Genomic DNA, 22,838 nt, shown 5'->3' with positions numbered 1-22,838 from the left:
ATGGACGACCGATTCTTCCGGCGCGCCACGCGCGCCTCGCTTCCCCTCCTGGTCTGGGCCGCACACTTCGGCTTCAGCTATATCGTGGCCGCGGCCCAGTGCACGCCGGGCGCCTGGCGGCCCGAGGGGCCGAACCCGTGGCTGCTGGGCGGCGTCACGCTGCTGGCGCTGGCCATCTGCGTATGGAGCGGCGCCGCCGGCGGCAAACGCCTGCGGCAGGGGTCGACCGAGTTCGTGGATTACGTGGCGGCGGCCAGCGCGGTGCTGGCCTTCGTGGCGATCGCGTGGACCGGTATGCCGGTGTTGCTGGTGAGCGGATGCGCCTGATGGCGCATCAACCAGCGTCCGGCACCACGCGCCAGATCACGTTGCCGACGTCATCGGCAACCAGCACCGCGCCCTTGTGGTCGACCGCGACGCCAACCGGCCGGCCATGGGCCTCGCCATCCTTGTTGACGAAGCCGGTCAGCATGTCGACCGGCTTGCCGTTCGGCCGGCCATCCTTGAACGGCACGAACACCACGTTGTAGCCCGAACGCGGCTTGCGGTTCCAGGAGCCGTGGTTGCCGATGATGGCGCCGTGCCTGAACTGCGCCGGCAGCAGCGAGCCCTCGTAGAAGGCCAGGCCCAGCGCCGCCACGTGGGCGCCCAGCGCATAATCCGGCACGATCGCCTTTTCCACCAGGTCGGGACGCGGCGGCTCGACGCGCGTGTCGACGTTCTTGCCGAAGTAGCTGTACGGCCAGCCATAGAAGCCGCCATCCTTCACAGAGGTCAGGTAGTCCGGCACCAGGTCGCTGCCGATCAGGTCGCGCTCGTTCACGACGGTCCACAACACACCGGTCTCGGGATGCCAGGCCATGCCGTTCGGATTGCGCAGGCCCGATGCGAACACGCGCGTCTTGCCGCTGGCGACGTCGATCTCCAGGATCGCGGCCCGGTCCTGTTCCTGGTCCATGCCGTTCTCGGCGACGTTGCTGTTCGAGCCGGTGGTCGCGTACAGCTTGCTGCCGTCCTTGCTGGCGATGATGTTCTTGGTCCAATGGTGGTTCAGCGGACCGCCCGGTAGTGGCGCCACCCGCTGCGGTTTATCCAGGATCTCGGTCACGCCTTCCTTGTACGGAAAGCGCACCACCGCATCGGTATTGGCCACGTACAGCACGTCGCCCACCAGCGCCATGCCGAACGGCGAATTCAGGTCTTTCAGGAACACGCTTTTCATCTCGGCCACGCCGTCGCCATCGGCGTCGCGCAGCAGGCTGATACGGTTCGCGCTCGGCACGCCGGCGCCGGCGCGCGCCATGACCTTGCCCGTCACCCAGTCGCCGATGCCCTTCTTTGCGGGACGCTGCGGCGCATTGGTCTCGGCCACCAGCACGTCGCCGTTCGGGAGCACGTAGATCCAGCGCGGGTGATCCAGCGCGGTGCCGAAGGCGTTCACCGCCAGGCCGGGCGCCGGGGTCGGCGTCATATTGGCCGGCCAGCTCTTGGCCGGGGCGATGTGGACGGTCGGGATCAGGGTCCTGTTCGGCTCCTTCAGGGTCGGCTGCGAACCCATGTCGGCGCCGGCCGGCAAGGTCGATTTGTCGCCGCAGGCGGCCAGCAGGAGCATGGCGGCGCCGGCGCACATGAACGGTAGTGGTTTGCGCATGGCTTTCCCCAAGAATATCGAATGGGGGAAGTGTATCTGACAAACAATGGCGCACCGCACGTTACGGCTGAGAAAGCTCAGCTGTGCGCCGGCGCGCGAAACGCCACAGGCCGGGCAGCTGGATCGCCACCAGCAGGGCGAAGGCTGCGCGATAGGCTTCCGGCGGCGCGCGGCCCAGCAGGTCGGGCTCCCACAGACCGATCACCAGCCCGAAACCGGCCTGCACCAGGAAGGCACCGATGAAGATCAGGAGGTTCAGGAAAGTCGCGGCGCGTCCCGTCAGTTCGCGCGGCATCGATTGCGCCACGATGGCGTATTCGATGCCGGTGATCGTGCCCACCAGCGTGAACATCACCGACAGCATCGCGAAGCTGGGACGGTAACCGACCACGAAGGCGGCCTGCACCAGCACGAAGAAGGTGATGCCGGCGGCCGCCACGTCGAGCGGCGGCATGCCGTGCCGCCCGGCCCATTCGGTGATCATGCCGACCGCGATCGCGCCGAACACCACCGCCGCCATGCCCAGGTAGAGCAGATAGGCGACCGCGGGCTCGGGGTAGCGTCCCACGTCGGACAGCCAGCGCCCGATCCATAAACCCTGCACGCCGAAAAACACCGCATGTGGAATCAGCACCAGCGAGGCCACAGCACGAAAACTCGATGCACGCCAGACTTCGCGCAGGGCCGGCAGCAGCGGACCGCGCTGCGCGGCCGGGCCGTCGTTCCTGGGGTACAGCAGCGCGATCAGCAGGCCGGTACAGGCCACCAGCGCCGCCAGCAGGAGGAACAGGCCGCGCCAGTCGGTGTATTCCAGCACCGCGCGCACCGGCATGGTGGCGCTGGCGGCGCCCATGCCGCCCACCGCGATCAGGTAGCCGTGCACCGACGGCAGCCGGTTCGGCGCGATCCAGGTGGAGATTGCCTTGACCGCCGCCATGAAGCAGCCGCCCAGGCCGCAGCCCATGACGGCGCGCGCCGCCAGCAGGCCATAAAAGCCGCTGCAGTTCGCGAACAGCAGCGCACCGCAGGAAGCCAGCAGCAGCATCGCCACCTGCACCCGACGCGGCCCGTAGCGGTCCAGCGCCATCCCGACCGGCAGCTGGACCAGGGCGAAGGCGAAGAAGAACGCGCTGGTCAATAATCCGAGCTGGCCCGGCGTGAGCGCCAGCGCACCCACCAGGTGCGAGGCCAGCACCGCGTTCACGTTGCGTAGCAGCGAAGACAGGAAGTGCCCCAGCGCGAACGGCAGGAACACGTAGAAGAACACCCCCACGCCGGACAGGCGCAGGGGTGCCGGGCAAGCCACGGCGGCTGGCTGCATCATCGGACCCGCGCCCGGCGTCAGGCCGCGTCGGGTTGCGCTTCGCCGCGCTGGCCGGCCGGGACCAGCGGGATCACACGCCCGCCGGGGCCGCGCAGCGGGCCGCCGCTTTCCATCTCGAAGAAGAAGCGGTCGCGCCCGAACGCGGGCTTGAGGTGGTCGAGCCAGGTCGCGTCGGGGTCGAACCTGGCGAAGAACGGGCGACGCACCCACTCGGGATTGCGCGCCTGCAGGAACTGCAGCGCGAACAGCTTTTCGCCATTGATGGTCACCACCCCGTCGATCACGACCTTGCCCGGGAAGGCGCTCATCGACGGCCCGCGCACGGTGCGCGACAGGCCCGAGACCATCGAATAGGCCTCCTGGAAGATCTCGTGGGCGCGCGCCAGCGGCAACGAGAAGTAGTCGCGCGGCCCGGTGTCGCGCTCGACGAACATGTAATAGGGGATGGCGCCCAGGCGCACGCCGGTGGTCCACAGTTCGGCCCAGCTCTTCGGGTCTTCGTTGATATGGCGGATCAGCGGGCCTTGCATGCGCAGGGTGGCGCCGGTGCCCACGATGCGCTTGACCGCCTGCTGGGCGATCGGCGCGCGCAGCTCGACCGCGTGGTTGTAGTGGCCCATGATGGCCAGGTTCTTCCCGCTCGCCACCACCTTCTCGAACAGGCGCAGCAGGTCGTCGCTGTCCTTGTCCGACACGAAGCGCTGCGACCAATAGGCGACCGACTTGGTGCCGATGCGGATGTTCTGGATGTGTTCCAGCTCGGGCGCCAGCAGGGGTTCGAGGAATTCGGCCAGCGAGCGCGTATTCATGATCATCGGGTCGCCGCCGGTGATCAGGACGTCGGTCACGTCCGGATGCATCTTGAGGTAGGCCACCAGTTCGCCGCACTCGCGCGCATCGAACTTCATCTCTTCCATCCCGACGAACTGCGGCCAGCGGAAGCAGAAGGTGCAGTAGGCATGGCAGGTCTGGCCGGCGCTGGGGAAGAACAGCACGGTTTCCTTGTACCTGTACTGCTGTAAAACGCCCTTTAACATCACAGCGCTGCTACAATGGTTTCACTATGAAAGCCTACTCCTACTCGCGCTTCTCCAGTGACGCCCAACGTCCTGGAACGTCCATCGTCCGACAACAGACACTCGCTGAAAAGTGGTGTGAGGAACATAAGATTCCGCTGTCCACTGATCGGTTCAAGGACGAGGCTGTATCGGGCTTTAGTGGGGCGAATCTTGAGAGTGGAGCACTTGCACGGTTCATTGCACTGGTCAAAGCTGGTGAAATCGAGGCCGGTAGCTACCTAATCCTTGAGAGCCTGGACAGGCTTACCCGGCTCAATGCGTGGCAGGCTTCGGGCCTACTACAAGAGCTGGTAGGACTAGGGATCATCGTCGTCACGCTACGGCCTGAAATGCGGTTTGACCATAACAGCACGGCTATCGACCTGTTGCAAGCGATCCTGCACATGGATAACGCGCATAAGGAGAGCGCCCGTAAGAGCGATCTGGGTAAGGGCGAATGGGAGACGCGGTTCAGGCTTGCCAGGGAGACTAAGCGACACATCGGGAACCGTGTATCGAACTGGCTGACACTAGACAAGCAAGCTGGTACGTACTATCTGAACGAACACGCCTTCGCAGTCGGACGTATTTTTGAGCTGTGCCTGGATGGATTGGGTAGTACGGCCATATCCCAGACACTCAACGCTGAAGGCTACCGGACCTTCAACAAGGGCAAACGCTGGGGGACCACGGCTGTACTCACGATCCTGAAGAACCGTGCTGCTATCGGTGAGCTGGCGCTAAAGGACGGCGGAGAGCCGATCCCGGACTACTTCCCGGCTGTCGTGAGCGTTGAAACGTTCGACGCGGCTAAGAACATGGTAACGGTGAGGCAGACGGGCAAGATTACGAAGCAGTCGGCTGACTTCAACGTGTGGCGTAAGCTGGTTGTCTGTGGAGCCTGTGGAAGTAACATGCACATCATCCAACGTACCAAGTTCAGGTACTTGATGTGCGCTAACCGTCGCTACGGGGCGTGTGAGGGTTCCAAGAATGTCCGACTGGACGAGAGCGAAGATGTCCTTATGGCGATGCTGCTGCACCTGGACGCCCTTAGCTTGGTCATGCCGGACCCGGACAAGCTGAATCGAGAGCTACAGGCAGCGGAGGGACGCTTGTTGACCGAGCGTGAGAAATTGGCGATATGGACTGAGCAGCTAAAACTGCATCCTACTGTGCCGACCTATCACGATCTGGTCATAGAGAGCAGCGGACGTATCAAGGCATTGCAGGCCGACATTGAACGCTTGACCGGAGAGCTTACCGGGGGCGAGAAGTTGAGCTGGAGCGAGATACGGGCCAGGATCGACCTAACGGACAAGCCTACCCGGCGTAGGGTGAACGCTTTCCTTCATCGCCTGGGCGTACAGGTTCGGATTTCTGAAGGCTACCTGCTGGTCCAGCGTGACGTGGCGGTGGCGATGTTTGCTGTGGAGAAGAACCGGATCGGCTACATAGCGCTCGATAACGATATGAGCGAGCCATGGGAGCCGGAAGAGATGCCGGAGGGGTTGGTACTTACCGGAGGCGTCGGGGAAGCTCCTAAGCTCCAGCAGGCTAACGCGATTGCCGCTGGCGTCAAGAAGCGACTACGGACAGGCGGTATCGGTGGCTCAGCCGTTGGCACTCTCACTGTACCGAACGGACGCGGAACTCGTCGGATAACGAAGTCCACATAATAGATATTCGCCATTGGCGATAATCAGTAAGGTGCCATAGGCACAGAACATATCTCTTAATTTTACTTTCTTCCCTTCCCTCGTTCGCTTACGCTCACTCGGGAAGTTCTTACTATTATATTACTATTACTAAATTAATAAGGTGTTCTGTACCTTCGGTACTTAGTATACTTATATCCCCTCGCTCGCTAACGCTCGCTCGGGGCAGTATCGTAACGGTTATTTTTCCGGTTGTCAAGCATTGTTGTTTCCGCACAATCCGGGTGAAGCACCGGAAGGAAGTCTCCAGGCGTACCGATGGCCTGTTCCGGCCAGGAACGTTCTCCTGGGCGAATTTTGAAAAACGGAAAAATTCAGAGTGGGCCTGTCGGTCTAGGTGAGTTACCAGGGAGAAATAATATCCGGGGAGGTCTAGCACGGCTCAACCGGGTTTATGACTGGTACAGAAACCTGTCAATATCAACTCAAATATCGAAATGACAATACCTCCTAGGGTCGATTTAAAGGTCCTGGGAGGCGTCAAGATGGTTTTGGCTAGGCTGGTATCAACATTGGCTGTAAAACGGCTCTGGGGCCGTCTAATCGCGTTTCATGCAGCTTTTAGAATCCGGTAGACCGAGGCAACGCCAATCCCACAGGCTTTCGCAATGTCTTGCTTGTTCAATCCCTTACGGTGCAGCTCTAACACCTTCGTCGCCTTCGCCTGGGCAGTCGGAGCACGTCCGGCGTACTTGCCTTCGGCCTTCGCCGCTGCGATACCGACCTTCTGGCGCTCCAGCATGTTCTCACGCTCAAACTGGGCAATCGAGCCAAACAGGTTCAGTGTGAGGCGTCCTTGTGGCGTGCTGGTATCAATCGCCATATCGAGAATCTGGATGGTTGCACCGGCAGCAGCTACCGTAGCTTCGATTTCCAGCATGTGAATCATGGAGCGTGCCACGCGGGAGAGGCTGGTGAACACCAGTACGTCACCCTTGCCCAGCTTTGCCAGCACCTTAGCGAACTCCACACGGTCAGCCATCTTTACGCTGCTGATCTGTTCTTGGTAGATGGTCTGATCGGTGCAGCCTGCTTCCTTCAGCTTTGCTACTTGGTCTGCCAGTCCGGCTACTTGTTCTACCGTCGATGTTCTTGCATACCCATACTTGGTCATTTCGTTCTTCCTTTTTATCATGAGAGTCTAGATGTAGAGATATTATCACTAGACTCTAGAGATAACGATGGCTTTGATAGATTTTTTGCGTACTGCTGAGCACGATCATTCGACCCTGCCCTTGTGATAGGCGTGCATTCTTGGCAAGTAAGCTGTGCCGTATATAATGTACAGATGCGCGTTTAGTGTACTTACGCAGTAGCCACGGGGAGTGATTACAATGAAAACTGAGTCCGCTACCAGTAAGCCGCTCAAAATTCTATTTGTCGAGCGTGATCCAGACCTGTGCGAGATATTCGTAATGATCTTCGACGTACTGGGACATAAGGCGAAGGCAATCGCGTCTCCTGCCGACGCGTTAGTCTGGGCAGAGAGCGAGTCTCCAGATATTATCTATACGTCGCTAGTGTTCAATGATCTGCACGGGTTGGAATTTGCAACACGAATCCGACAAGCGCCTGAAACCGCTAAGTGTCTACTTATCGCCCTGACAGGTACGGAATGTCCTGAATTTGTGGGCAAGGCAACATCGTCTGGCTTTGATAGCTGTCTGCTGAAGCCTGTGTCGATAGAAGCGTTTTTAACCACAATTGAGCTGCACGAACGCAAGCTCGCTAACGAATCTAAGCCTACCGTCAACTGATGATGGGATCGGCAAGCGCTTAACGTCTCCATTCTTCATCCGGTCGATAGCCCGGTCGAGCTGAGTAACATCTACCACCGCTGGCGCTGGGTGTCGGCTGGTGTACTCGTAGAACCCGTACACGCTGTCCAGCTCATGCACTACCTGGGCTGGTGTACGCCTTATGCCGTGGGCCAGTAGGAACCGTCTCATGGCGTCTAGGTCGAGCTTGGCATCTACGCCAGCTTCGTATTTCGCTGCGATGTATCGGTCTGCTGGTGTCATGGCTTCTCCTGTGGTCAGTACTGGGTCAGAATCAACGACCGGAATTTTCCGGGCGTCTATGTAGGGGTGTGTTATCGGTAGGTCGGCTTCGCCTGCTGGGCCAGTAGCGCCACCATGCGCTTGTCCAGGCCGTGCTTGGGCTTCGGTGCTGGGGCCGCTGGCGCTGGGTGCCGGTATTCGTGGCCGGGGTCGGCTGCTCCCCAGCTCCGGGTTGCTGCTGGGGCCGGTGTAGAGGCCGCTGTGGTCTTGGCTGGTGCTGTCGGCTTCGCCTTGGCTGCTGTCGGCTTCGCCTTGGCTGCTGCTTTCTGGGCAATTGCCCTCTGTAGTGCTTCCTTCATGCTGCGTTTCCTTCTCTGTGAGTGTGTGATTGGCCTTCCCAGTCGAAGGATCGACCGAGGGGGAAGGGTTTGTTACGGTTGGTGCTTCCTGGGCGGCTGCTGGTGCTTTACGGGTTGGGCGGGACGCTGGGAAGATTTGCCATTTCTTGTCGTCCTGGGGCTTGCTGCGGGCCTTGTAGTTGTAAGACAACCAAACCAGGGCGTCGGCTAGTCGCTTACGGCCTAGGGCTGTCTCACGGTTGCCTGGGCCTTGGTACGGCAGCGCCATGTAGTTGTTCCGTCCGTGGATGCCTTGAAAGTCCTTCGGGCTGAAGATGGCGAACTCGATGCCCTTGTCGTTGCAGAGCTGGCCTACCTGTCCGTCATCGAACTGGTTGAACACTTTCCACACGTTGTTGCCGTGGGCGTCGATCAGCATGAAGACGTGGAGGTGATCGGCTTTGGTGCCGTCTGCTACCTCACGGGCTGCGAACCACTCGCACTCGATACCGGCTCTGGTAGCCATCTGGCCGAGAGCGTGAAGCATCTTCATGTGCTCGGGATGGGTCTTGCCTTCAAAGCACAAGTGATACAGGCGAGCCTCCCGGTAGAGGGGGAGGCAATCGGTAATCTTTCGCACAGCGTTACGGTACGCTCGTTTCCCCTGTCGGTGATAACCACCGTTATTGTTATAGTTGACAATATCTGTTGGATATTGAATTGCTGCTACAGGCATTGTTTCATTCCTTGTTTATATTTATTAGTTAGTTAATCAATAACTATAGTCTCCTTAAAGAACCTATACTATTGTAACGGTCATCTTTTCCCTATGAGGGGCGAACGGATTACACTATGAAGCGGCTTGAGTGTAAAACGTCCAGGATGTTCAATTAACTTGACACGCCTTTACGGCATTCTCGATCAGTTGGGCGATGACTTTCGATCCGCTGGTTTGCTGGGCTTTGGCGAGCTGGTAAAGTGATTCCCACGTTTCGGCAGGCATATAGACCTGGGAGCGTTCTAGTTCGACTCCATCGCCTGCGATGACGAGGCGGCGGCTGGTGCCTGGGACACGGCCTAGAGGGCGGCTGGTGCGGTTGGTAATCATGCAAGCTCCGTATCGTCTGCTGCCCACGCCAGGACCAGGGCTTTCTCGATGAGCTGGGCCAGGGGCAAGCCTGGGATGCATTCCATGATTTCTTGAATCCGGTTCCACCCTTCGGCGGACAGCGGGACGGTCAATTCTGTCTGTTTCATTTGTCGTTTCTTTCATGTTTGCGAACGCGCAGGACGTGCCTATAGCTACCTGTGGGGAGCCGGTACACGGGCCTGCGGGATTCGATTGTTTTACTGCGGTGCCGGAGTCGGCGTGCGATGCGCTCCCAAGCCGGGAGGCCAGGGAATTACAGGGCTGCTGCTTCGATGCGTTGGCGTGCTGCTGCGACTTCTTCACGGATGCGTGCTACCTGGGCCTCTGCTACGGCTTCAGCGGCGGCAATGCGTGCGTCCAGCTCGGCTTGGGCATTGGCTGTCACGCGGCGTGCTGCCTCTTCCTGTACGCGACGCTCGAACTCGATGGCTTCCTTGCGCTGTTCGTTGGCGATGGTTTCCGCTGCTCGTTGGACGGCCAACGGCATAGGATCGCCACGTTGCAAGAGAATCGACATCATGCCGTTGTGTGGGAAGAATTCAACGTTGACGCCGACGAAGGGACGGTAGCCGTTACGGGCGTGAATGGTCATCTCGTTGAGGACATCGTGGGAGAATCCGAACAAGGTGATGCTGTCAGGCTGCTTAGCGATATCGACCAGGGAAGTTGCTACGGGCGTTTCTGTTACTGGGACTGACTTTGTTGCCATGATCTTAGTTTCCTTTATAAGCGTTAGATTTGAGATAAGCGGAAAGACGATCTTTCGTCCAGGTCTTACCTGCGGGTGTGGTGAATTTCTGATTTGTCAAATGTCGAGCGATGGTTGCGAGCGTTACACGACCACGCAAAGTATTGACGATTCGGTTGGTTTGTTCGTAGAACTCGGGAGTTCTAAGCCGGCCACCATAAGCCGGATATGCTGCGTTGCTGAATACCATAGGGGAATCCTCCAAGGTGAAATCGGATATTAGTTTGTTCAAAGTTTGATTTGAAACAGATGGAATAGACGCCGGGGAACTACACATGACTCTATTAGTTTCCATTGTACACTACATGCCTCCGCTTGTCAAGCAAAATCACACTTTCGACTCAGAGTCAACCCTCTGTTACAAAATAATCGAATCGGCCAAAGTAGGGAAACGTGGGGTTTCTGTGAGGAAATGTTGTTTCGCTGTTACCGTAAATACAGGGGTCATTTCCCAGTGGCAAGGGTTGCCGTTTGGTGGCGGTTCAGCGTGAATTTCCGTACGCGAAAAGAAGAAGGAGCGGGACAATTTGCTAAGCGTAGGAGGGTGTTACCAGGAGGCCGGATTTCAGGTAGCTCTGTGGAGGCCAGGAATGGGCCAGGAGGCCGGACTATCGCCTATATCCAGCAGTTCCGTAATCACGCTGCTGTCTACGCCGCACTCTTCAAGGAAGCATCGGGCGTAGTACGGACCATGAATCTCACAGAGGGCCAGGGCCGCTGCCAGGATAGCAGCCGGGGGGACTGATAAGGGGGATCGGTACATGGGCATGAGGCCGAGTCTCACACCGTGTTTCATGCCTTTGCTTGAGCTAGATCAAGGTTGAGTGAATCTTTTAAAGAAGGGGCGTTTTACAACGTCACTTGTACTTGTGCTGCAGGCCCTTGAGCGGCGCGTCGTTCACGCGCGGCACGTTGTGCGTCATCTGGCCGGCCGGGTGCGGATTCATGCGCATGCGGATGTCGTGCACCAGGCGCGCGATCGCGGCATCGTCCTTCTTGTACAGCACCAGCTCGCGCAGCTGCTCGTATTCCTGGGCCGGCAGCATGTCGCGGTGCGGGAAGGTCAGGCGATAGATCGGATCGTCCGGCACGCGCTTCCAGTCGATCAGCTCATCCATGACATAGGCATTGGTACGGAACGGCAGCACGTGGGACACCACCTGTACAGCTTCCTGCAGCTCGGGCGTGAGCCATTCCCATTGGCGCGCAGTAACGATGGACTGGCGCGTATACGGCTTGAACTTCGAGGGCGTCGATGCAGTCGTGATCACGTCGATTCTCCGGAGACGAAAGATGAAGCCGGCGGGGAAGAAAAATTGCCGGGAAGTACCCATCTTAGGTAACTGAGCTACTGCTCAATTGCCGTGAATCAACATAACCAAGCCGGACGCCCGAGTTAAAACAAGGAAGGCACAAGTCCCGGAAAACGCCGGGCAGCGCCGCCCCCTGCCGCGGCAGGAGGCGGCCACGCTCTATGGCGCTGGACTGAATGGCGGGCGCTTGGCGAAATGCCGGCTGACGAGGTAGTCGCCGTCGAGGCTCAAGTGATTGTTATCGCGGTACATCAGACGCCCGTCGATCATCGCATGGCACTCACGTTCGTCGCACAGTGCCTCGGACGCATCGAACCATTCGACCTGCGGAAACTCGCGGGCCAGGCCGGCTAGCACTTCCTTGTGCTGCGCGATCTGCGTGTCCCATTCTTCGCGCGTAATGGAGCACGGAAAGCGCGTGGCCGAGGAAGCCACCCCGGCGCGCTTGATGCACGCGCGCGGATCGAAACCGATGGTCGGGACATCGCTGATGAAGATCACGTGCTTGCCCGCGCCCAGGAAGCGGCGGAAGGTTTCGCGCGCGGCCTCGATGACGACCTTGCCGCCAGGGGCGGCGCTGAAGCGCGCATGGGTCGAGATCAGCACGGTTTTCACCGAGTCCATCGCGAGTGCTTTCTCGAGCAGCGGCTGGGTCGCCTGCTGGTACGGATCGTCACCCGGCTCGATGCCCCAGTAGGGATAGCGGGTGCCCAGCTTCAGGAGGTTGTCGCCGAGTCCGTCGTAGTACTTCATCAGGCCGTACACCAGGTGATAGGCATGGCTGTCGCCCAGCAGCACCACGGTCGGGTCCCTGGCGGGGTCGGACATGATGCAATAGTCATACATCGACTCGAAACCATAGCGCGCCTTGCATGCCGCCGCCTTGGCCTTGTCCTCGAACACCACCAGGGCCTGTTGGTTGGCCAGGTTGTCCTGGACCACCTCGCGCTCGGGCAGGCCTTGCCTGAACCACAGGTAGCCGCCGGTGGCGGCGCAGGCGAGCATCAGCCCGCACAGGACGGCGATCACGGTCTTTTCCCTGGCTGCGCGCAGCGGGAGCTCCACGACGCGCCAGGTCAGCCAGGCCAGCATGAACGCCAGCGCCACCACGCCGGCCCGGATCGCCGGTGCCGGCGTCCCCGACTCGATGATCTGGGCGAAGGCCAGCAGCGGCCAATGCCACAGGTAGAGCGGATAACTGATCAGCCCGACCCACACCATCAGGCGGTTCGACAGCACCGTGCGATTGAACCACGCCGTGGGGCCGGCGGCGATGATGAGCAGCGCGCCGACGGCCGGCAGCAGCGCCGGCCATCCGGGGAAGCGATCGTCGCGCGTGATCGACGCCAGGCCGGCGCCCAGCAGGACCACGCCGGTCCAGGCCAGCTGGTCAGACGACAGCCGCGGCAGCTGCCGCGCCGCGAAACGCGCGGGGAGCAAGGGCAATCCAGCGGCCGCCCGCGCGTGCACGCAGGCCAGGCCTGCCCCCAGCAGCATTTCCCAGGCGCGGCTGGCCGGCGAATAGAAGGTGGCGCTGGGATGGTGAATGACGCCGACGACGTTGACGAGAAATGACACCACGCCCAGCGCCACGGCGACCAGCAGCAGGTTCATACGCCGCTTCCAGGCCAGCAGCAACACCACCGGCCACAGGATATAGAACTGCTCCTCGATCCCGAGCGACCACAGGTGCAGCAACGGCTTGGTCTCGGCCGCAGTATCGAAGTAGCCGATCTGGGCCCAGTAGAAGAAGTTGGCGGCAAACCCGGCGCCGCCGACCACGTGCTTGCCCAGTTGCGCATATTCGTCCGGGAACAGGGCCAGCCAGCCAAAGGCCAGGCAGGCCGCCAGCACCACGACCAGGGCCGGAAAGATGCGGCGCACGCGCCGCGCGTAAAAGCCGGCGAAACTGAACGCGTCCTGGCGCAGTTCGCGCAACAGGATGCTGGAGATCAGGAAGCCGGAGATCACGAAGAAGACGTCGACCCCGATGAAGCCGCCGCGCAGCCAGGTCGGAAAAGCGTGGAACAGCACCACCGCCAGCACGGCGACCGCACGCAGGCCATCGATATCGGGTCGATAAGGAAGATGGGCGGGGGCTGGACGGGGCTGTTCGACTCTGTCCTCGAAGATGGCGGCTTGTTCCAGTTTCATTACTGCAAGTTCTGAAAAAAGAGGATTTTAGCCCAGCCAGCCATGCCGGGCTACTGCCGCGTTCGATTAAGCGACAATGGGTTCACAACAACCCACAGCGGCGCCCGACGTCCTCGGCATCTCCTGAGACCGGCACGCAACGTTCCGGCCCTACCATGTCTCGATATTGCGCAGCCGCAATCCGTCTCCTTTCCGCCCCGGTACATTTGCCAATGCACTTAAGCAATATGAGCCCGAGAAAACACTTGAAAGGAACTGCCATGAAACTGCTCTTTACCGCTGCCGCCCTGTGCCTGGGCCTGGCCGCAAGCGCCGCCCAGGCCAACGAACCGAACGAGAAGGACGCCATCGCAATGGCCGAGCGCGGCGCCGCCGTGATCAAGGCCAAGGGCAAGGCCGAGATGATGAGGCTGATCAATGCCAAGGATCCGAGCTTCGTCCAGGGCTCGCTGTATGTCGACCTGCGCGACGTCAAGACCGGCATCGTGCTGGCGCACCCGTACAACCCGTCGATCGTCGGCAAGGACCTGACCGACGTGCCCGACGCGAACGGCAAGAAATACCGGCGCGAGATCATCGAGCTGGCCGCGGCCAAGGGCAAGGGCTGGGTCGATTACCAGTACAAGAATCCGACCACCGGCAAGATCGAGCCGAAGACGACCTATATCTTGCTGGTCGACGACGTGGTGCTGGAGGCGGGCATCTATAAGAAGTGAGTTTCGGCTGGCGCTCTCACGGTGCCGGCAAACTTGGGTCCCCGCCTTCGCGGGGACGACGGCTATTCTCGCTGCGCCTCCTGTCCAGCGATGGCCACCTCTCACGGAGTAATCCATGCTGAACAAACTGCGGATCGGCCAGAAACTGCTGCTGGCCCCGGGACTCGTGCTCGTCCTGCTGACCATGCTTTCGGCGGCCGCCTACTACGGCATGGTGCGCCAGAATGCCTCGCTCGAACACATGGTACAGGTGCGCGCCGCGCGCCTGCAGGCGGTGGCCGACGTCGCCGGCGAGGCGCGCTTCGCGCATGCCAACGCCTACCAGCTGCTGGCCTGGGTCAACGGCAGCTTCGCCCAGAACCGACTGACTGCGCTGACGGCCGACATCGGGCGCAGGCACGCCGCCATCGGCGACAAGCTGGGCAAGTTCGCGCAAAACGCCGAGCAGGAAGAGCGCGCGCCGATCGAGGCCTCGCAGGCGGCGCTGGCAAGCTACCGCAAGGCGGTTGGAGAGACCATCGAGATGGCGTCGGTCGACCAGTCGATCGCCACCAACTCGATGCAGAAGGCCGAGCAGCAGTTCGTCGCCCTTGACGCCGAATTGACGCGCCTGGCCCAGTTGGAAAAAAAGATGAGCGAGGATGCCCATGCCGCCGCCAAGGCCGAGTTTCGCAGCCTGGGCCTGAGCATGGCCGGCCTGGTGCTGCTGTCGATCGGGCTGTCGCTGGCGGTGACGATGCTGGTGCGGCGCTCGATGCTGGCCGGGATCAACTCGATCGCGCACACGGTCGGCGAACTGGCCGAGGGTCGGCTCGACGCGCCGCCGCTACAGGCGAAAGGCCGCGACGAGATCGACGACACCGCGCGCGCGCTCGACCACACCATCGCGCGCCTGAACGCCGCCCTGCACAGCGTGATGAACGCGGTGCGCTCGATCGACACGGCGTCGCAGGAAATCGCCAGCGGCAACCTCGACCTCTCGACCCGCACCGAGATGCAGGCCGGCTCGCTCGAGCAGACCGCCAGCACCATGGAGACCCTGACCACGGCAGTCAAGGACAATGCCAGCAATGCGCGCCAGGCCTCGGAATTGTCGGCGACGGCGGCGCAGCTGGCGGCGCGCGGCGGCCAGGCGGTGCAGCAGGCGGTGACGACGATGGAATCGATCCAGGCCAGCTCGCGCAAGATCGTCGAGATCATCGGCGTCATCGACGGCATCTCGTTCCAGACCAATATCCTGGCCCTGAACGCGGCGGTGGAAGCGGCGCGCGCCGGCGAACAGGGACGCGGCTTCGCGGTGGTGGCCTCCGAGGTGCGCACCCTGGCCCAGCGCTCGGCGGCGGCGGCCAAGGAGATCAAGGGCCTGATCGCCGATTCGGTGAACATCATCGAGCGCGGCAATGCCTCGGTCAGCGAGGCCGGCGCCAGCATGGGCGACATCGTGTCGTCGGTGCGCCAGGTGAATGACATCATCGGCCGCATCAGCATCGCCAGCACCGAGCAGGCCGACGGCATCGCGGAGGTCAATCGCGCGGTCGGCCAGATGGACGGCATGACGCAGCAGAACGCGGCCCTGGTCGAGCAAGCCGCGGCGGCCGCCGAAAGCCTGCACGAGCAGACCGTCAACCTGGCGAAGGCGGTGGCGATCTTCCGCATCGCGCCGGGTCTGGACGCCGATGTGGCCGGCGTCGAAGCGCAACCGGAGACGATCGTTGAAGAAGCGCCGGAAGCCGGCTTCCAGGGCGTGGGCGAACGGCGCGCATCGGGCAGCGGGATGCGGGGCAGTCCGGTGCGCGCCCTGCCGGCCGCCCCGACGCGCCGCCGCGCCTGAGCGCACATCGTTACGCAGGCACGTCGCACCCGCCCTCGCCGGGCGCCTTGGCGGGTGCCTAAGGTTTGAACCGCCGACTCACAAACTTCGACCCCGCCAGCCCAAACCGCCACGGCACATCGACCGCCTTCGAAATCCCGATACGCGGCCCGGCCACGAGCGTCAATCCCGGCGCGGCCGGCAGCAGTTCGAATGGTCGTCCCGACAACGCCATGCCATTGTGCGCACGGGTCACGCCCAGCGCCTGGCACAGCTTGCCCGGCCCGGAACACAGCAGGCGCTCATCCACCGCATCGCGCCGCGCGCGCATGACATCCAGTCCCGCCACCGGCTCCAGCGCCCGGATCAGGACACCGGCGCCATGCCCCACCTCCTGGCACACGAAATTCAGGCACCAGTGGATGCCGTACGACCTGTAGACATAAGCATGCGCGGGCGGCCCGAACATCGACGCATTGCGATCGGTCGGCCCGGAAAACGCGTGCGAGGCCGGGTCTTCATGGTCATAGGCTTCGGTCTCGACGATGCGGCCGCCGACGCCGTCAATCAGCACCGTGACCCCAATCAACTGCTGCGCAACCGTCTCTGCCGGTGCCAAAAAATCGATCCCTGCAATTGTAGAAATAGCCATGCGGCGATTCTAGCGTGGGACAGCGCGACCCGCCGTTTTGGTGAAATTGATACAAGAACAGAGTGATAATGGCATTGCCTTGCTGCAATAAAGAAATGACTCGGGTATAGTGGCAGGGTCCTCCGCATTTCCGCGAAGTCCATTCGCGCCTCTACCTCCATGAACACCGTCGTCGAGCCCATTCCGCAGATCGACCAGGTCGATGCCCTGATCAAATCGATCCGCATCCCGCCTCGGCCCAGCCTGCTCGCCGACCTGCAGCGCGAACTGGCGGCGGAAGATCCGTCGCTGGACGCCATCGGCAAGATCGTGGCGAGCGACGTCGGCATGTCGGGCGCCCTCCTGAAACTTGCCAACTCGGCCATCTATGGCGGCCGGCGCAAGGCCAAGTCGATCGAGCAGGCCATCCTGTTCCTCGGCATCAACCAGGTGGCGGCCCTGATGACCGGCCTGCTGGCACGCCAGGCGATTCCCGCCAACAGCGCAGCCCTGGCCAGCTTCTGGGACATCTCCACCCGCCGCGCGCACGCGATGGTGTTCCTGTCGCGCCGCCTGCGCATGGGCGAAGCGGACGTGGCCCACACCTTCGGCCTGTTCTGCGATACCGGCGTGCCGCTGCTGATGGAGCGTTTCAAGGATTACAACGTCACCTATGGCGCGGCCTCGCTCGAAGCGGTCCGCCCGTTCACCGCGCTCGAAGTCGAACGCCACGACACCAGCCACGCCGCCGTCGGCTGCCTGCTGGCGCGTAACTGGGGACTGTCCGACCACGTGTCATGGGCCATCCTGCACCACCATGACTACGCGGTGATCGACGACGCGTCGACGGCATCGCCGGTGCGTTCGCTGGTCGCGCTGTCGCTGCTGGCCGAGAATGCGATCTGCCGCTACCAGGGCCACGCCGAGTCGAACGAGTGGAACAAGGGCGGCGCCGCGGCCTGCGCCTATCTCGGTTTGTCGGACGAAGAAACCGCCGAGATCCTGGACGAATTGCTGGAAGCCTTCCACGAGGATTGACGCACTTTACTTCTGCCTGACGCAAGCGGATACTGGGATGTAAATACCCGCGCGTACAGGGAGGAGACATGAAGCGCCTCGTGACCGGACTGCTGTCGCTGTCCTTGCTGCTGGGCGGCTGCGCCAGCACCGCCCCCACCTCCCCGCCACCCGCGCTGTTCGCCGATGAGCACTTCGCGCCACCGTCCGAAGCGGTCGGCGCACAAGACCTGTTCACGCTCAGTCCCGCGATGCGCGACTACCTGCACAGCGCCACCTTCACCCAGCGCCTGCGCAGCAAGGGCATGCGCCAGGGCCTGCTCGACGCGCTGTACAGCAAGACCGACCTGAAACTCGAATACGAATCGCGCATCACGCGCACCGCCAGTGAAACGTATGAGGCTCGCATGGGCAACTGCCTGTCGCTGGTCGTCATGACGGCCGCCTTCGCGAAGGAACTCGGGATGCCGGTGCGCTTCCAGAGCGTGGAGGTAGCGGACAGCTGGAGCCGCACCGCCGGCATCTACCTGTCGAGCGCCCACATCAACATCGGCCTTGGACAGCATGCATCCGACGTCCTGCGCGGCTACGACCCCGAACGGGTGCTGGTGGTCGATTTCATCCCCCGCGACGAAGCCGCGAGCCTGCGCACCCGCGAGCTCGAAGAAGAAGACGTCGTCGCCCTCTACCTGAACAACCGCGCCGCCGAAGCGCTGATACAGGACCGCATCGATGACGCCTACTGGTGGGCACGCGCGGCGGTGGCGGCGCGTCCCGGAACGGCGACCACGCTCAATACGCTGGCCGTGATCTACCACCGCCACGGCGAACTGGCGCTGGCCGAGCGCACCTTCCAGGCCGCGCTGGCGCGCGAGCCCGAGAACCTGTCGGTGCTGCGCAACCTGGAGCCGCTGCTGCTGACGCTGGGCCGGCCGCTGGAAGCGCAGGCGCTGGCCAAAAGGATCGCGTCGATCGAACCGACGCCGCCGTATCATTATTTTGATAAGGGCATGGTGGCGCTCAAGGCGGGCGACTTCGACCAGGCCGTCGTCGACTTCGCACGCGAGGTGAAACGGGCGCCGTATAACGACGAGTTCAGGTTCTGGCTGGGGATCGCACACTTGAGGCTCGGGCATCTGGGCGACGCGCGTGAGCATATTGCGCTGGCGGTGGATCACAGCACGCGGGGGGATATGCGGGAGGTGTATTCGGCCAAGCTGGCGCATTTGCGCAAGGTGGCGACGACGGGGACGCGGCTTCGCTAGCCGCGCTGCTGGTCGCTTCGGAGTCGCGACCACACATCCAGCTTCTGTTCGAACGACATCGCCATATGCGCCGGCGAACTCGATGGCAACACGACCGTACGATAAGCAGCTGCTGCGAATTGCGGCGCGAACTTGCCCGAGGCCTGACCGTTGAAGCCGACCGTCTCGAGCAAGGGGCACAGCTCGCGCAGTCGGTCGAAGTCATTGGCAGCCGGCTTGCGGATCGCCGAATCCAGACTGCCGACCCGCTCGCACTCGCCCAGCACGTCCCACAGGCCGATGCCATGCGCCAGCAGGCGCGGCAGGCGTTCGGCGTAAGGCAGCGCCGCCAGGTCCTCGTCCACGACGCTGGAGATCAGGCGCCAGAACTGGTTGCGCGGATGGGCGTAATACTGGCCAGCGGCCAGTGAAGCGGCGCCAGGGAAGCTGCCCAGGACAAGGATGCGCACGCCGGCATCGAGAACCGGCGCCAGGCCGGTGAGAGTGGGGACGGTTGCGTTCTGCATGGAGGCATTGTAGCGATAGGCAGACCTGACAGCTTGAAACCCGGCCGCCAACGCGCTACCTTAGGAACATCGAAATAAGGTGATTCATATCATGTCAACAACGTCATTCAAACTTCCCGAAGAACTCGAGCAGCGCGCGGCTTTCGTTGCACAGGCGCGTCAAGCAAAGGCGGAGATGCTGCAAAATGGAAATGGGCATACGCCTGAAGACATCCGGGCCTATCTGCGCCAGCGTATCGAGGACAGTCAGGTTCGCAGGCCTGGCAAGAAACCATGGAAAGAATAATCCATCCGGGTGTATCGCTGGCCGGATTTGCACGTATCGCTGATTTTTTGCTTAGAAAGGAAGCCGGCCACCGCGTGGCAGCCGGTTCAGAGACGGATCTTACTTGATCCAGACCGCGTAATTATTCCCCGACGTCTGCAACACCCACCCACTCCCCGCCGGACTCCAGCTATTCGGCCCGATCTTCATCGCCAGCTGACGCGTGTTGCCATTTATAATCGCCGCATACAGCCCCTGGGTCGCCTGTTGGATCGCCACCGGCGACGTCGAATGCACGCCCGCGCTACGCCGCGCCGCCATCAGCGCCGAAATCGGCGTCTTCAGGTTCCAGTTATAGATGTGCGGGTAATACACGGTCGGAATGCCCGGATGGCTCAGCACATACGCATACCCCTCCATCACCGCACCGCACGGCACCGACCAGTGGTTCTGGCCATTGCCGCAGCTTTCGGAAGGGCCGGTATCGTGGTTATCGACGAAGGTTACCGACATCGCCGGCCACCAGCCGAGCGCGCCCTGCGGCTTGCCGGACGAATCCCGCAGCCGCCAGTAGTTGCCGTTCGCGAGCGCATCGTTGAGCAAGCCTTTGGTGGTGAAATCGAAGGCGCCGCAGCTGTTGCCCGTGCCGTTAATCCAGTTCATGATTTCCTGGCGGTGGGCGTCGATATTGTTCAGGTTCATATCGTTCCATAGCTCGCCGACGCAGAATTCGGCGCCGAAGGCGTTGGCGTACTGGCCGGCATAGCTCGGGCTGAAGCCGCGCACGTAGTCGATCCGCATGCCGGTAAAGCCCACCGGTTTCAGGGTGTGGTTCAGCCAGGTGACGATGCCCTTCTGGACTTCGCCTACGTTGCGGTGGTCGAGGTCGCGGCCGCCGTCGAAGCCGAGGGCGGTGTCGGGATTGCCCAGGCCGCAGTTGCACTCGTCGTTGTTGACGATCGTGTGCAGGGTCCAGTTGGGATTGGTGAAGTCCGACCAGTTGGTGGTGCCGACGCGGTGGTTGACCACGATGTCGGCCACCGCCCTGATGCCGTTGTTGGTGAAGGCGCGCACGACGTTGGTCAGCTCGGCCGAGCTGCCGTAACTGGAACTCAGCACATTGAGCTGGCGCGGCAGATAGCCCTGGGACGCGGCGGAATCCGACGCCGGCGGGAACCAGACGTGGGTGAATCCCATCGTTTTCAGATCGCCCACATTGCCCAGCAGAGTGTTGTACCAGTTCGGACTTTGATAGCCCGACGAGTTCCAGTGGAAGCCTTGCAGCAGAACGGCCTGGCTGTTACCGGACTGGGCCGGCGGGGTGGCGGCGCTGGCGCCGACGCAAACAGCCAGGGCGCTTGCCGCCAGCATGACGATGATGCTCTTCTTCATTATTATGTCTCCTCCGATTTTTTTGCAGTTGGGATGGTTTTCCTTCAAAAATCAGCGTCTCGTCACACCCATCGGAAGCAACCAGCGAGGTAGATAAACTACCTTCTTTCTCCAAGAATCCTTGCCGCCGATGAGTTCGACACGAAGAGTCTCTGCGCGCACGATAAGTGTGTCAACTGAATCTGGGTGAAATATGTAGTTTTCCTACCTCAAACAAAAAAGCGGCGGTACGCTCACACGCACCGCCGCAAAGGGCAAAACAAACGCCAGGGGTATTTAGATCAACGCTGTGCCAGGTTCGTACTGCCCGCCTGCGCCGCATCCCAGCCGCCACCCAGCGACCGGATCAGCGCCACAGTCGTCAGCGCACGGTCGCCGCGCAGCTGCACCGCGCTGCGTTCCACCGCCGCCAGGTTACGCTGCGCATCGAGCAGTTCCAGGTAGCTCGAGCGGCCCGCGTCGTACAGCTTCTGCGCCAGGTCGGCCGAGCGGCGCGCCGAGACCACGGCGGCGTCGATCTGGGCCGACTGGCCGGCCAGGATGCGCAGGCCGGCCAGGTTGTCCTCGACTTCGGCGAACGCCACCAGCACGCTCTGGCGATAGGTGCCGACCGATTCCTCGAGCGCTGCTTCGCTGCGCAGCACGTTGTTGCGGTTGCGGCCACCGTCGATCAGCGGCATCGATGCCAGCGCGCCGACTACCCACGAGCGGCTGCTCCACTTGAACACTTCGGAGAACACGCCACCCACGCCGCCGCCATCGGCGCTGATGGTCAGCGCCGGGAACATGGCGCCGCGCGCCACGCCGATGCGGGCGTTGGACGCTTCCATCGCACGCTGGGCGGCGACGATGTCGGGACGGCGCTCCAGCAGCGACGACGGCAGGCCGGCGGGAATCGCCGGCATCAGGCTCGCATCGAGCAGCGGGCTCGGGCCGGCCACGTAGTCGGCCGCCGGCTTGCCCAGCAAGACGGCAAGCGCGTGCTCGGTGGTGGCGCGCTGGCGCTGCACGCCAATCGCTTCGGCGCGGGCAGTCGCCAGCTCGGTGCGGGCGCGCGACAGGTCGAATTCGCCGATGTCGCCCAGGTCGAAGCGGCGCTGGGTCACGCCCACGCTCTCTTCACGCAGGCGCACGGTCTGGTCCACCGTCACGAGTTCGGCGTCCAGCGCGCGCAGCCTGAAATAGGTCTGGGCCACGTCGGCCTGCAGCGCCAGCAGCACCGAGCGGAAGTTCGCCTCGGAGGTCGCCGCGTCGCCGCGCGCCGCCGACACGCCGGCCGCCACGCGGCCGAACAGGTCGACCTCGTAGCTGGCCGAGAGGCGCGCGGTATAGCTGTTGCGCGCTTCGGTATCCGTGCCCTGCGGCAGGTTCGATTCCAGCGGCGACAGGCGTGCACGCTGGGCGCCGATGCCGATGCCCACTTGCGGGATGCGGTCGGCTTCGGCGATGCCGGCGATGGCCCGCGCCTGCTTGACGCGGCTGGCCGCGACCGACAGGTTGGCGTTGTTGGCGGCGGCTTCCTCGATCAGCGCGGTGAGCGCCGGGTCGTTGAAGGCCAGCCACCACTGGCCGCGCGGCTGGGCTTCGGCCGGCTGCGCCGGCTTCCAGCGCGCGCCGTCGACGCCTGCCACTTCCACGTCGGCCGCGGCCGGCGCCTGCGACTCGCGGAAGGCGGTCGGGGTGGCGACGTGCGGCTGGACGAAGTCCGGCGTGGCGCAGGCGGTGAGCAGCAGTGCCGCCAGCAGCGGCGCGACGCCGCGTCGAATGAATGGATTATTCATC

At 62.3% G+C, this 22,838-nt stretch carries 21 protein-coding genes and 2 pseudogenes; 8 read left to right on the top strand and 15 right to left on the bottom strand.

Features of this window, described 5'->3' with window-relative positions; genetic code table 11:
- The gene (locus FVD38_RS01645) at positions 1–327 is read left to right on the top strand and encodes a hypothetical protein (RefSeq protein WP_147933240.1); all 327 of its coding nucleotides are present in this window, start codon (positions 1–3) and stop codon (positions 325–327) included.
- A 7-nt stretch (positions 328–334) separates the two neighbouring features.
- On the opposite strand, the gene FVD38_RS01640 is transcribed toward FVD38_RS01645, so the two are convergent.
- From FVD38_RS01640 to FVD38_RS01630, 3 genes and pseudogenes are all read right to left on the bottom strand, one after another.
- Positions 335–1,651: a PQQ-dependent sugar dehydrogenase gene (locus FVD38_RS01640; RefSeq protein ID WP_147933239.1), complete on the bottom strand. Its 1,317-nt coding sequence runs from the start codon at positions 1,649–1,651 to the stop codon at positions 335–337.
- A gap of 61 nt (positions 1,652–1,712) precedes the next feature.
- A complete protein-coding gene (locus FVD38_RS01635; RefSeq protein ID WP_147933238.1) occupies positions 1,713–2,975 on the bottom strand; it encodes an MFS transporter in 1,263 nt (420 codons plus the stop codon).
- 17 nt (positions 2,976–2,992) lie between these two features.
- A pseudogene (locus FVD38_RS01630) lies at positions 2,993–3,991 on the bottom strand (KamA family radical SAM protein); the annotation flags it as partial.
- Positions 3,992–4,038: 47 nt separating this feature from the next.
- Here FVD38_RS01630 and FVD38_RS01625 point away from each other — a divergent pair.
- Entirely contained in the window at positions 4,039–5,712 is a 1,674-nt protein-coding gene (locus FVD38_RS01625; protein ID WP_147933237.1) for a recombinase family protein, read from the top strand.
- Between the two features lie 589 nt (positions 5,713–6,301).
- Here the strand turns inward: FVD38_RS01625 and FVD38_RS01620 are convergent.
- Positions 6,302–6,865, bottom strand: a complete 564-nt coding sequence (locus FVD38_RS01620; protein ID WP_147933236.1) for a recombinase family protein — start codon at positions 6,863–6,865, stop codon at positions 6,302–6,304.
- Positions 6,866–7,085: 220 nt separating this feature from the next.
- Here FVD38_RS01620 and FVD38_RS01615 point away from each other — a divergent pair, with 220 nt between their 5' ends.
- A complete protein-coding gene (locus FVD38_RS01615; protein ID WP_147933235.1) occupies positions 7,086–7,508 on the top strand; it encodes a response regulator in 423 nt (140 codons plus the stop codon).
- Here the strand turns inward: FVD38_RS01615 and FVD38_RS01610 are convergent.
- From FVD38_RS01610 to FVD38_RS01585, 7 genes and pseudogenes are all read right to left on the bottom strand, one after another.
- Positions 7,446–8,825 carry a hypothetical protein gene (locus FVD38_RS01610; protein WP_147933234.1) on the bottom strand — a complete coding sequence of 460 codons (1,380 nt, stop codon included), beginning with the start codon at positions 8,823–8,825 and terminating at the stop codon, positions 7,446–7,448. The genes FVD38_RS01615 and FVD38_RS01610 overlap by 63 nt on opposite strands.
- 150 nt (positions 8,826–8,975) lie before the next feature.
- Positions 8,976–9,197, bottom strand: a complete 222-nt coding sequence (locus FVD38_RS01605) for a hypothetical protein (protein ID WP_147933233.1) — start codon at positions 9,195–9,197, stop codon at positions 8,976–8,978.
- On the bottom strand, positions 9,194–9,346 hold the full coding sequence (locus FVD38_RS26370; RefSeq protein WP_187271452.1) for a hypothetical protein: 153 nt from the start codon (positions 9,344–9,346) through the stop codon (positions 9,194–9,196). Before FVD38_RS26370 ends, FVD38_RS01605 begins: the two co-directional genes overlap by 4 nt.
- Before the next feature lie 146 nt (positions 9,347–9,492).
- The gene (locus FVD38_RS01600; protein WP_147933232.1) at positions 9,493–9,948 is read right to left on the bottom strand and encodes a hypothetical protein; all 456 of its coding nucleotides are present in this window, start codon (positions 9,946–9,948) and stop codon (positions 9,493–9,495) included.
- A 4-nt stretch (positions 9,949–9,952) separates the two neighbouring features.
- Positions 9,953–10,177, bottom strand: a complete 225-nt coding sequence (locus tag FVD38_RS01595) for a recombinase family protein (protein ID WP_187271451.1) — start codon at positions 10,175–10,177, stop codon at positions 9,953–9,955.
- Between the two features lie 670 nt (positions 10,178–10,847).
- Positions 10,848–11,258 (bottom strand): annotated as a pseudogene (locus FVD38_RS01590) (lysine 2,3-aminomutase); the annotation flags it as partial.
- A 201-nt stretch (positions 11,259–11,459) separates the two neighbouring features.
- Positions 11,460–13,454, bottom strand: coding sequence for an acyltransferase family protein (locus tag FVD38_RS01585; protein WP_229493348.1), 1,995 nt, complete (start codon positions 13,452–13,454; stop codon positions 11,460–11,462).
- Positions 13,455–13,714: 260 nt separating this feature from the next.
- Between FVD38_RS01585 and FVD38_RS01580 the strand changes: the two genes are divergently transcribed.
- Together FVD38_RS01580 and FVD38_RS01575 are read left to right on the top strand one after the other, a co-directional pair.
- Positions 13,715–14,170 carry a cache domain-containing protein gene (locus tag FVD38_RS01580; RefSeq protein ID WP_147933230.1) on the top strand — a complete coding sequence of 152 codons (456 nt, stop codon included), beginning with the start codon at positions 13,715–13,717 and terminating at the stop codon, positions 14,168–14,170.
- A 115-nt stretch (positions 14,171–14,285) separates the two neighbouring features.
- The gene (locus tag FVD38_RS01575; protein WP_147933229.1) at positions 14,286–16,001 is read left to right on the top strand and encodes a methyl-accepting chemotaxis protein; all 1,716 of its coding nucleotides are present in this window, start codon (positions 14,286–14,288) and stop codon (positions 15,999–16,001) included.
- A 58-nt stretch (positions 16,002–16,059) separates the two neighbouring features.
- Here the strand turns inward: FVD38_RS01575 and FVD38_RS01570 are convergent, their stop codons facing one another.
- Positions 16,060–16,632: a DNA-3-methyladenine glycosylase gene (locus FVD38_RS01570; RefSeq protein WP_147933228.1), complete on the bottom strand. Its 573-nt coding sequence runs from the start codon at positions 16,630–16,632 to the stop codon at positions 16,060–16,062.
- 159 nt (positions 16,633–16,791) lie between these two features.
- Here FVD38_RS01570 and FVD38_RS01565 point away from each other — a divergent pair, with 159 nt between their 5' ends.
- Together FVD38_RS01565 and FVD38_RS01560 are read left to right on the top strand one after the other, a co-directional pair.
- The gene (locus FVD38_RS01565; protein WP_123071896.1) at positions 16,792–17,649 is read left to right on the top strand and encodes an HDOD domain-containing protein; all 858 of its coding nucleotides are present in this window, start codon (positions 16,792–16,794) and stop codon (positions 17,647–17,649) included.
- A 68-nt stretch (positions 17,650–17,717) separates the two neighbouring features.
- Positions 17,718–18,893, top strand: a complete 1,176-nt coding sequence (locus FVD38_RS01560) for a tetratricopeptide repeat protein (RefSeq protein WP_147933227.1) — start codon at positions 17,718–17,720, stop codon at positions 18,891–18,893.
- Here the strand turns inward: FVD38_RS01560 and FVD38_RS01555 are convergent.
- Positions 18,890–19,399, bottom strand: a complete 510-nt coding sequence (locus FVD38_RS01555) for a DNA-deoxyinosine glycosylase (RefSeq protein ID WP_147933226.1) — start codon at positions 19,397–19,399, stop codon at positions 18,890–18,892. The two genes, FVD38_RS01560 and FVD38_RS01555, sit on opposite strands and share 4 nt — an antisense overlap.
- 91 nt (positions 19,400–19,490) lie before the next feature.
- Between FVD38_RS01555 and FVD38_RS01550 the strand changes: the two genes are divergently transcribed.
- Complete coding sequence (locus FVD38_RS01550; protein WP_147933225.1) at positions 19,491–19,685, top strand: hypothetical protein; 195 nt, start codon at positions 19,491–19,493, stop codon at positions 19,683–19,685.
- Positions 19,686–19,784: 99 nt separating this feature from the next.
- Here FVD38_RS01550 and FVD38_RS01545 read toward each other — a convergent pair whose 3' ends face one another.
- The gene (locus FVD38_RS01545) at positions 19,785–21,056 is read right to left on the bottom strand and encodes an alpha-amylase C-terminal beta-sheet domain-containing protein (protein ID WP_147933224.1); all 1,272 of its coding nucleotides are present in this window, start codon (positions 21,054–21,056) and stop codon (positions 19,785–19,787) included.
- 281 nt (positions 21,057–21,337) lie between these two features.
- Positions 21,338–22,837, bottom strand: coding sequence for an efflux transporter outer membrane subunit (locus FVD38_RS01540; RefSeq protein ID WP_147933223.1), 1,500 nt, complete (start codon positions 22,835–22,837; stop codon positions 21,338–21,340).
- Between the last annotated feature and the right edge of the window lies 1 nt (position 22,838).

The sequence above is a fragment of the Massilia arenae genome (assembly GCF_008014745.1).
GTDB classification, from domain to species: Bacteria; Pseudomonadota; Gammaproteobacteria; order Burkholderiales; family Burkholderiaceae_D; genus Telluria; species Telluria arenae.
Note: the sequence above shows the minus strand (reverse complement) of the source record. Positions and strands in the feature narration are given on the sequence as shown.

Coding starts and splice junctions, on each gene's coding strand:
- FVD38_RS01580 (WP_147933230.1), top strand. CDS start 13,715: ATGAAACTGCTCTTTACCGCTGCCGCCCTGTGCCTGGGCCTGGCCGCA.
- FVD38_RS01540 (WP_147933223.1), bottom strand. CDS start 22,837: ATGAATAATCCATTCATTCGACGCGGCGTCGCGCCGCTGCTGGCGGCA.
- FVD38_RS01570 (WP_147933228.1), bottom strand. CDS start 16,632: ATGGCTATTTCTACAATTGCAGGGATCGATTTTTTGGCACCGGCAGAG.
- FVD38_RS01550 (WP_147933225.1), top strand. CDS start 19,491: ATGTCAACAACGTCATTCAAACTTCCCGAAGAACTCGAGCAGCGCGCG.
- FVD38_RS01545 (WP_147933224.1), bottom strand. CDS start 21,056: ATGAAGAAGAGCATCATCGTCATGCTGGCGGCAAGCGCCCTGGCTGTT.
- FVD38_RS01635 (WP_147933238.1), bottom strand. CDS start 2,975: ATGATGCAGCCAGCCGCCGTGGCTTGCCCGGCACCCCTGCGCCTGTCC.
- FVD38_RS01585 (WP_229493348.1), bottom strand. CDS start 13,454: ATGAAACTGGAACAAGCCGCCATCTTCGAGGACAGAGTCGAACAGCCC.
- FVD38_RS01595 (WP_187271451.1), bottom strand. CDS start 10,177: ATGGTATTCAGCAACGCAGCATATCCGGCTTATGGTGGCCGGCTTAGA.
- FVD38_RS01620 (WP_147933236.1), bottom strand. CDS start 6,865: ATGACCAAGTATGGGTATGCAAGAACATCGACGGTAGAACAAGTAGCC.
- FVD38_RS01610 (WP_147933234.1), bottom strand. CDS start 8,825: ATGCCTGTAGCAGCAATTCAATATCCAACAGATATTGTCAACTATAAC.
- FVD38_RS01575 (WP_147933229.1), top strand. CDS start 14,286: ATGCTGAACAAACTGCGGATCGGCCAGAAACTGCTGCTGGCCCCGGGA.
- FVD38_RS01600 (WP_147933232.1), bottom strand. CDS start 9,948: ATGGCAACAAAGTCAGTCCCAGTAACAGAAACGCCCGTAGCAACTTCC.
- FVD38_RS01560 (WP_147933227.1), top strand. CDS start 17,718: ATGAAGCGCCTCGTGACCGGACTGCTGTCGCTGTCCTTGCTGCTGGGC.
- FVD38_RS01615 (WP_147933235.1), top strand. CDS start 7,086: ATGAAAACTGAGTCCGCTACCAGTAAGCCGCTCAAAATTCTATTTGTC.
- FVD38_RS01625 (WP_147933237.1), top strand. CDS start 4,039: ATGAAAGCCTACTCCTACTCGCGCTTCTCCAGTGACGCCCAACGTCCT.
- FVD38_RS01555 (WP_147933226.1), bottom strand. CDS start 19,399: ATGCAGAACGCAACCGTCCCCACTCTCACCGGCCTGGCGCCGGTTCTC.
- FVD38_RS01645 (WP_147933240.1), top strand. CDS start 1: ATGGACGACCGATTCTTCCGGCGCGCCACGCGCGCCTCGCTTCCCCTC.
- FVD38_RS01640 (WP_147933239.1), bottom strand. CDS start 1,651: ATGCGCAAACCACTACCGTTCATGTGCGCCGGCGCCGCCATGCTCCTG.
- FVD38_RS01565 (WP_123071896.1), top strand. CDS start 16,792: ATGAACACCGTCGTCGAGCCCATTCCGCAGATCGACCAGGTCGATGCC.
- FVD38_RS26370 (WP_187271452.1), bottom strand. CDS start 9,346: ATGAAACAGACAGAATTGACCGTCCCGCTGTCCGCCGAAGGGTGGAAC.
- FVD38_RS01605 (WP_147933233.1), bottom strand. CDS start 9,197: ATGATTACCAACCGCACCAGCCGCCCTCTAGGCCGTGTCCCAGGCACC.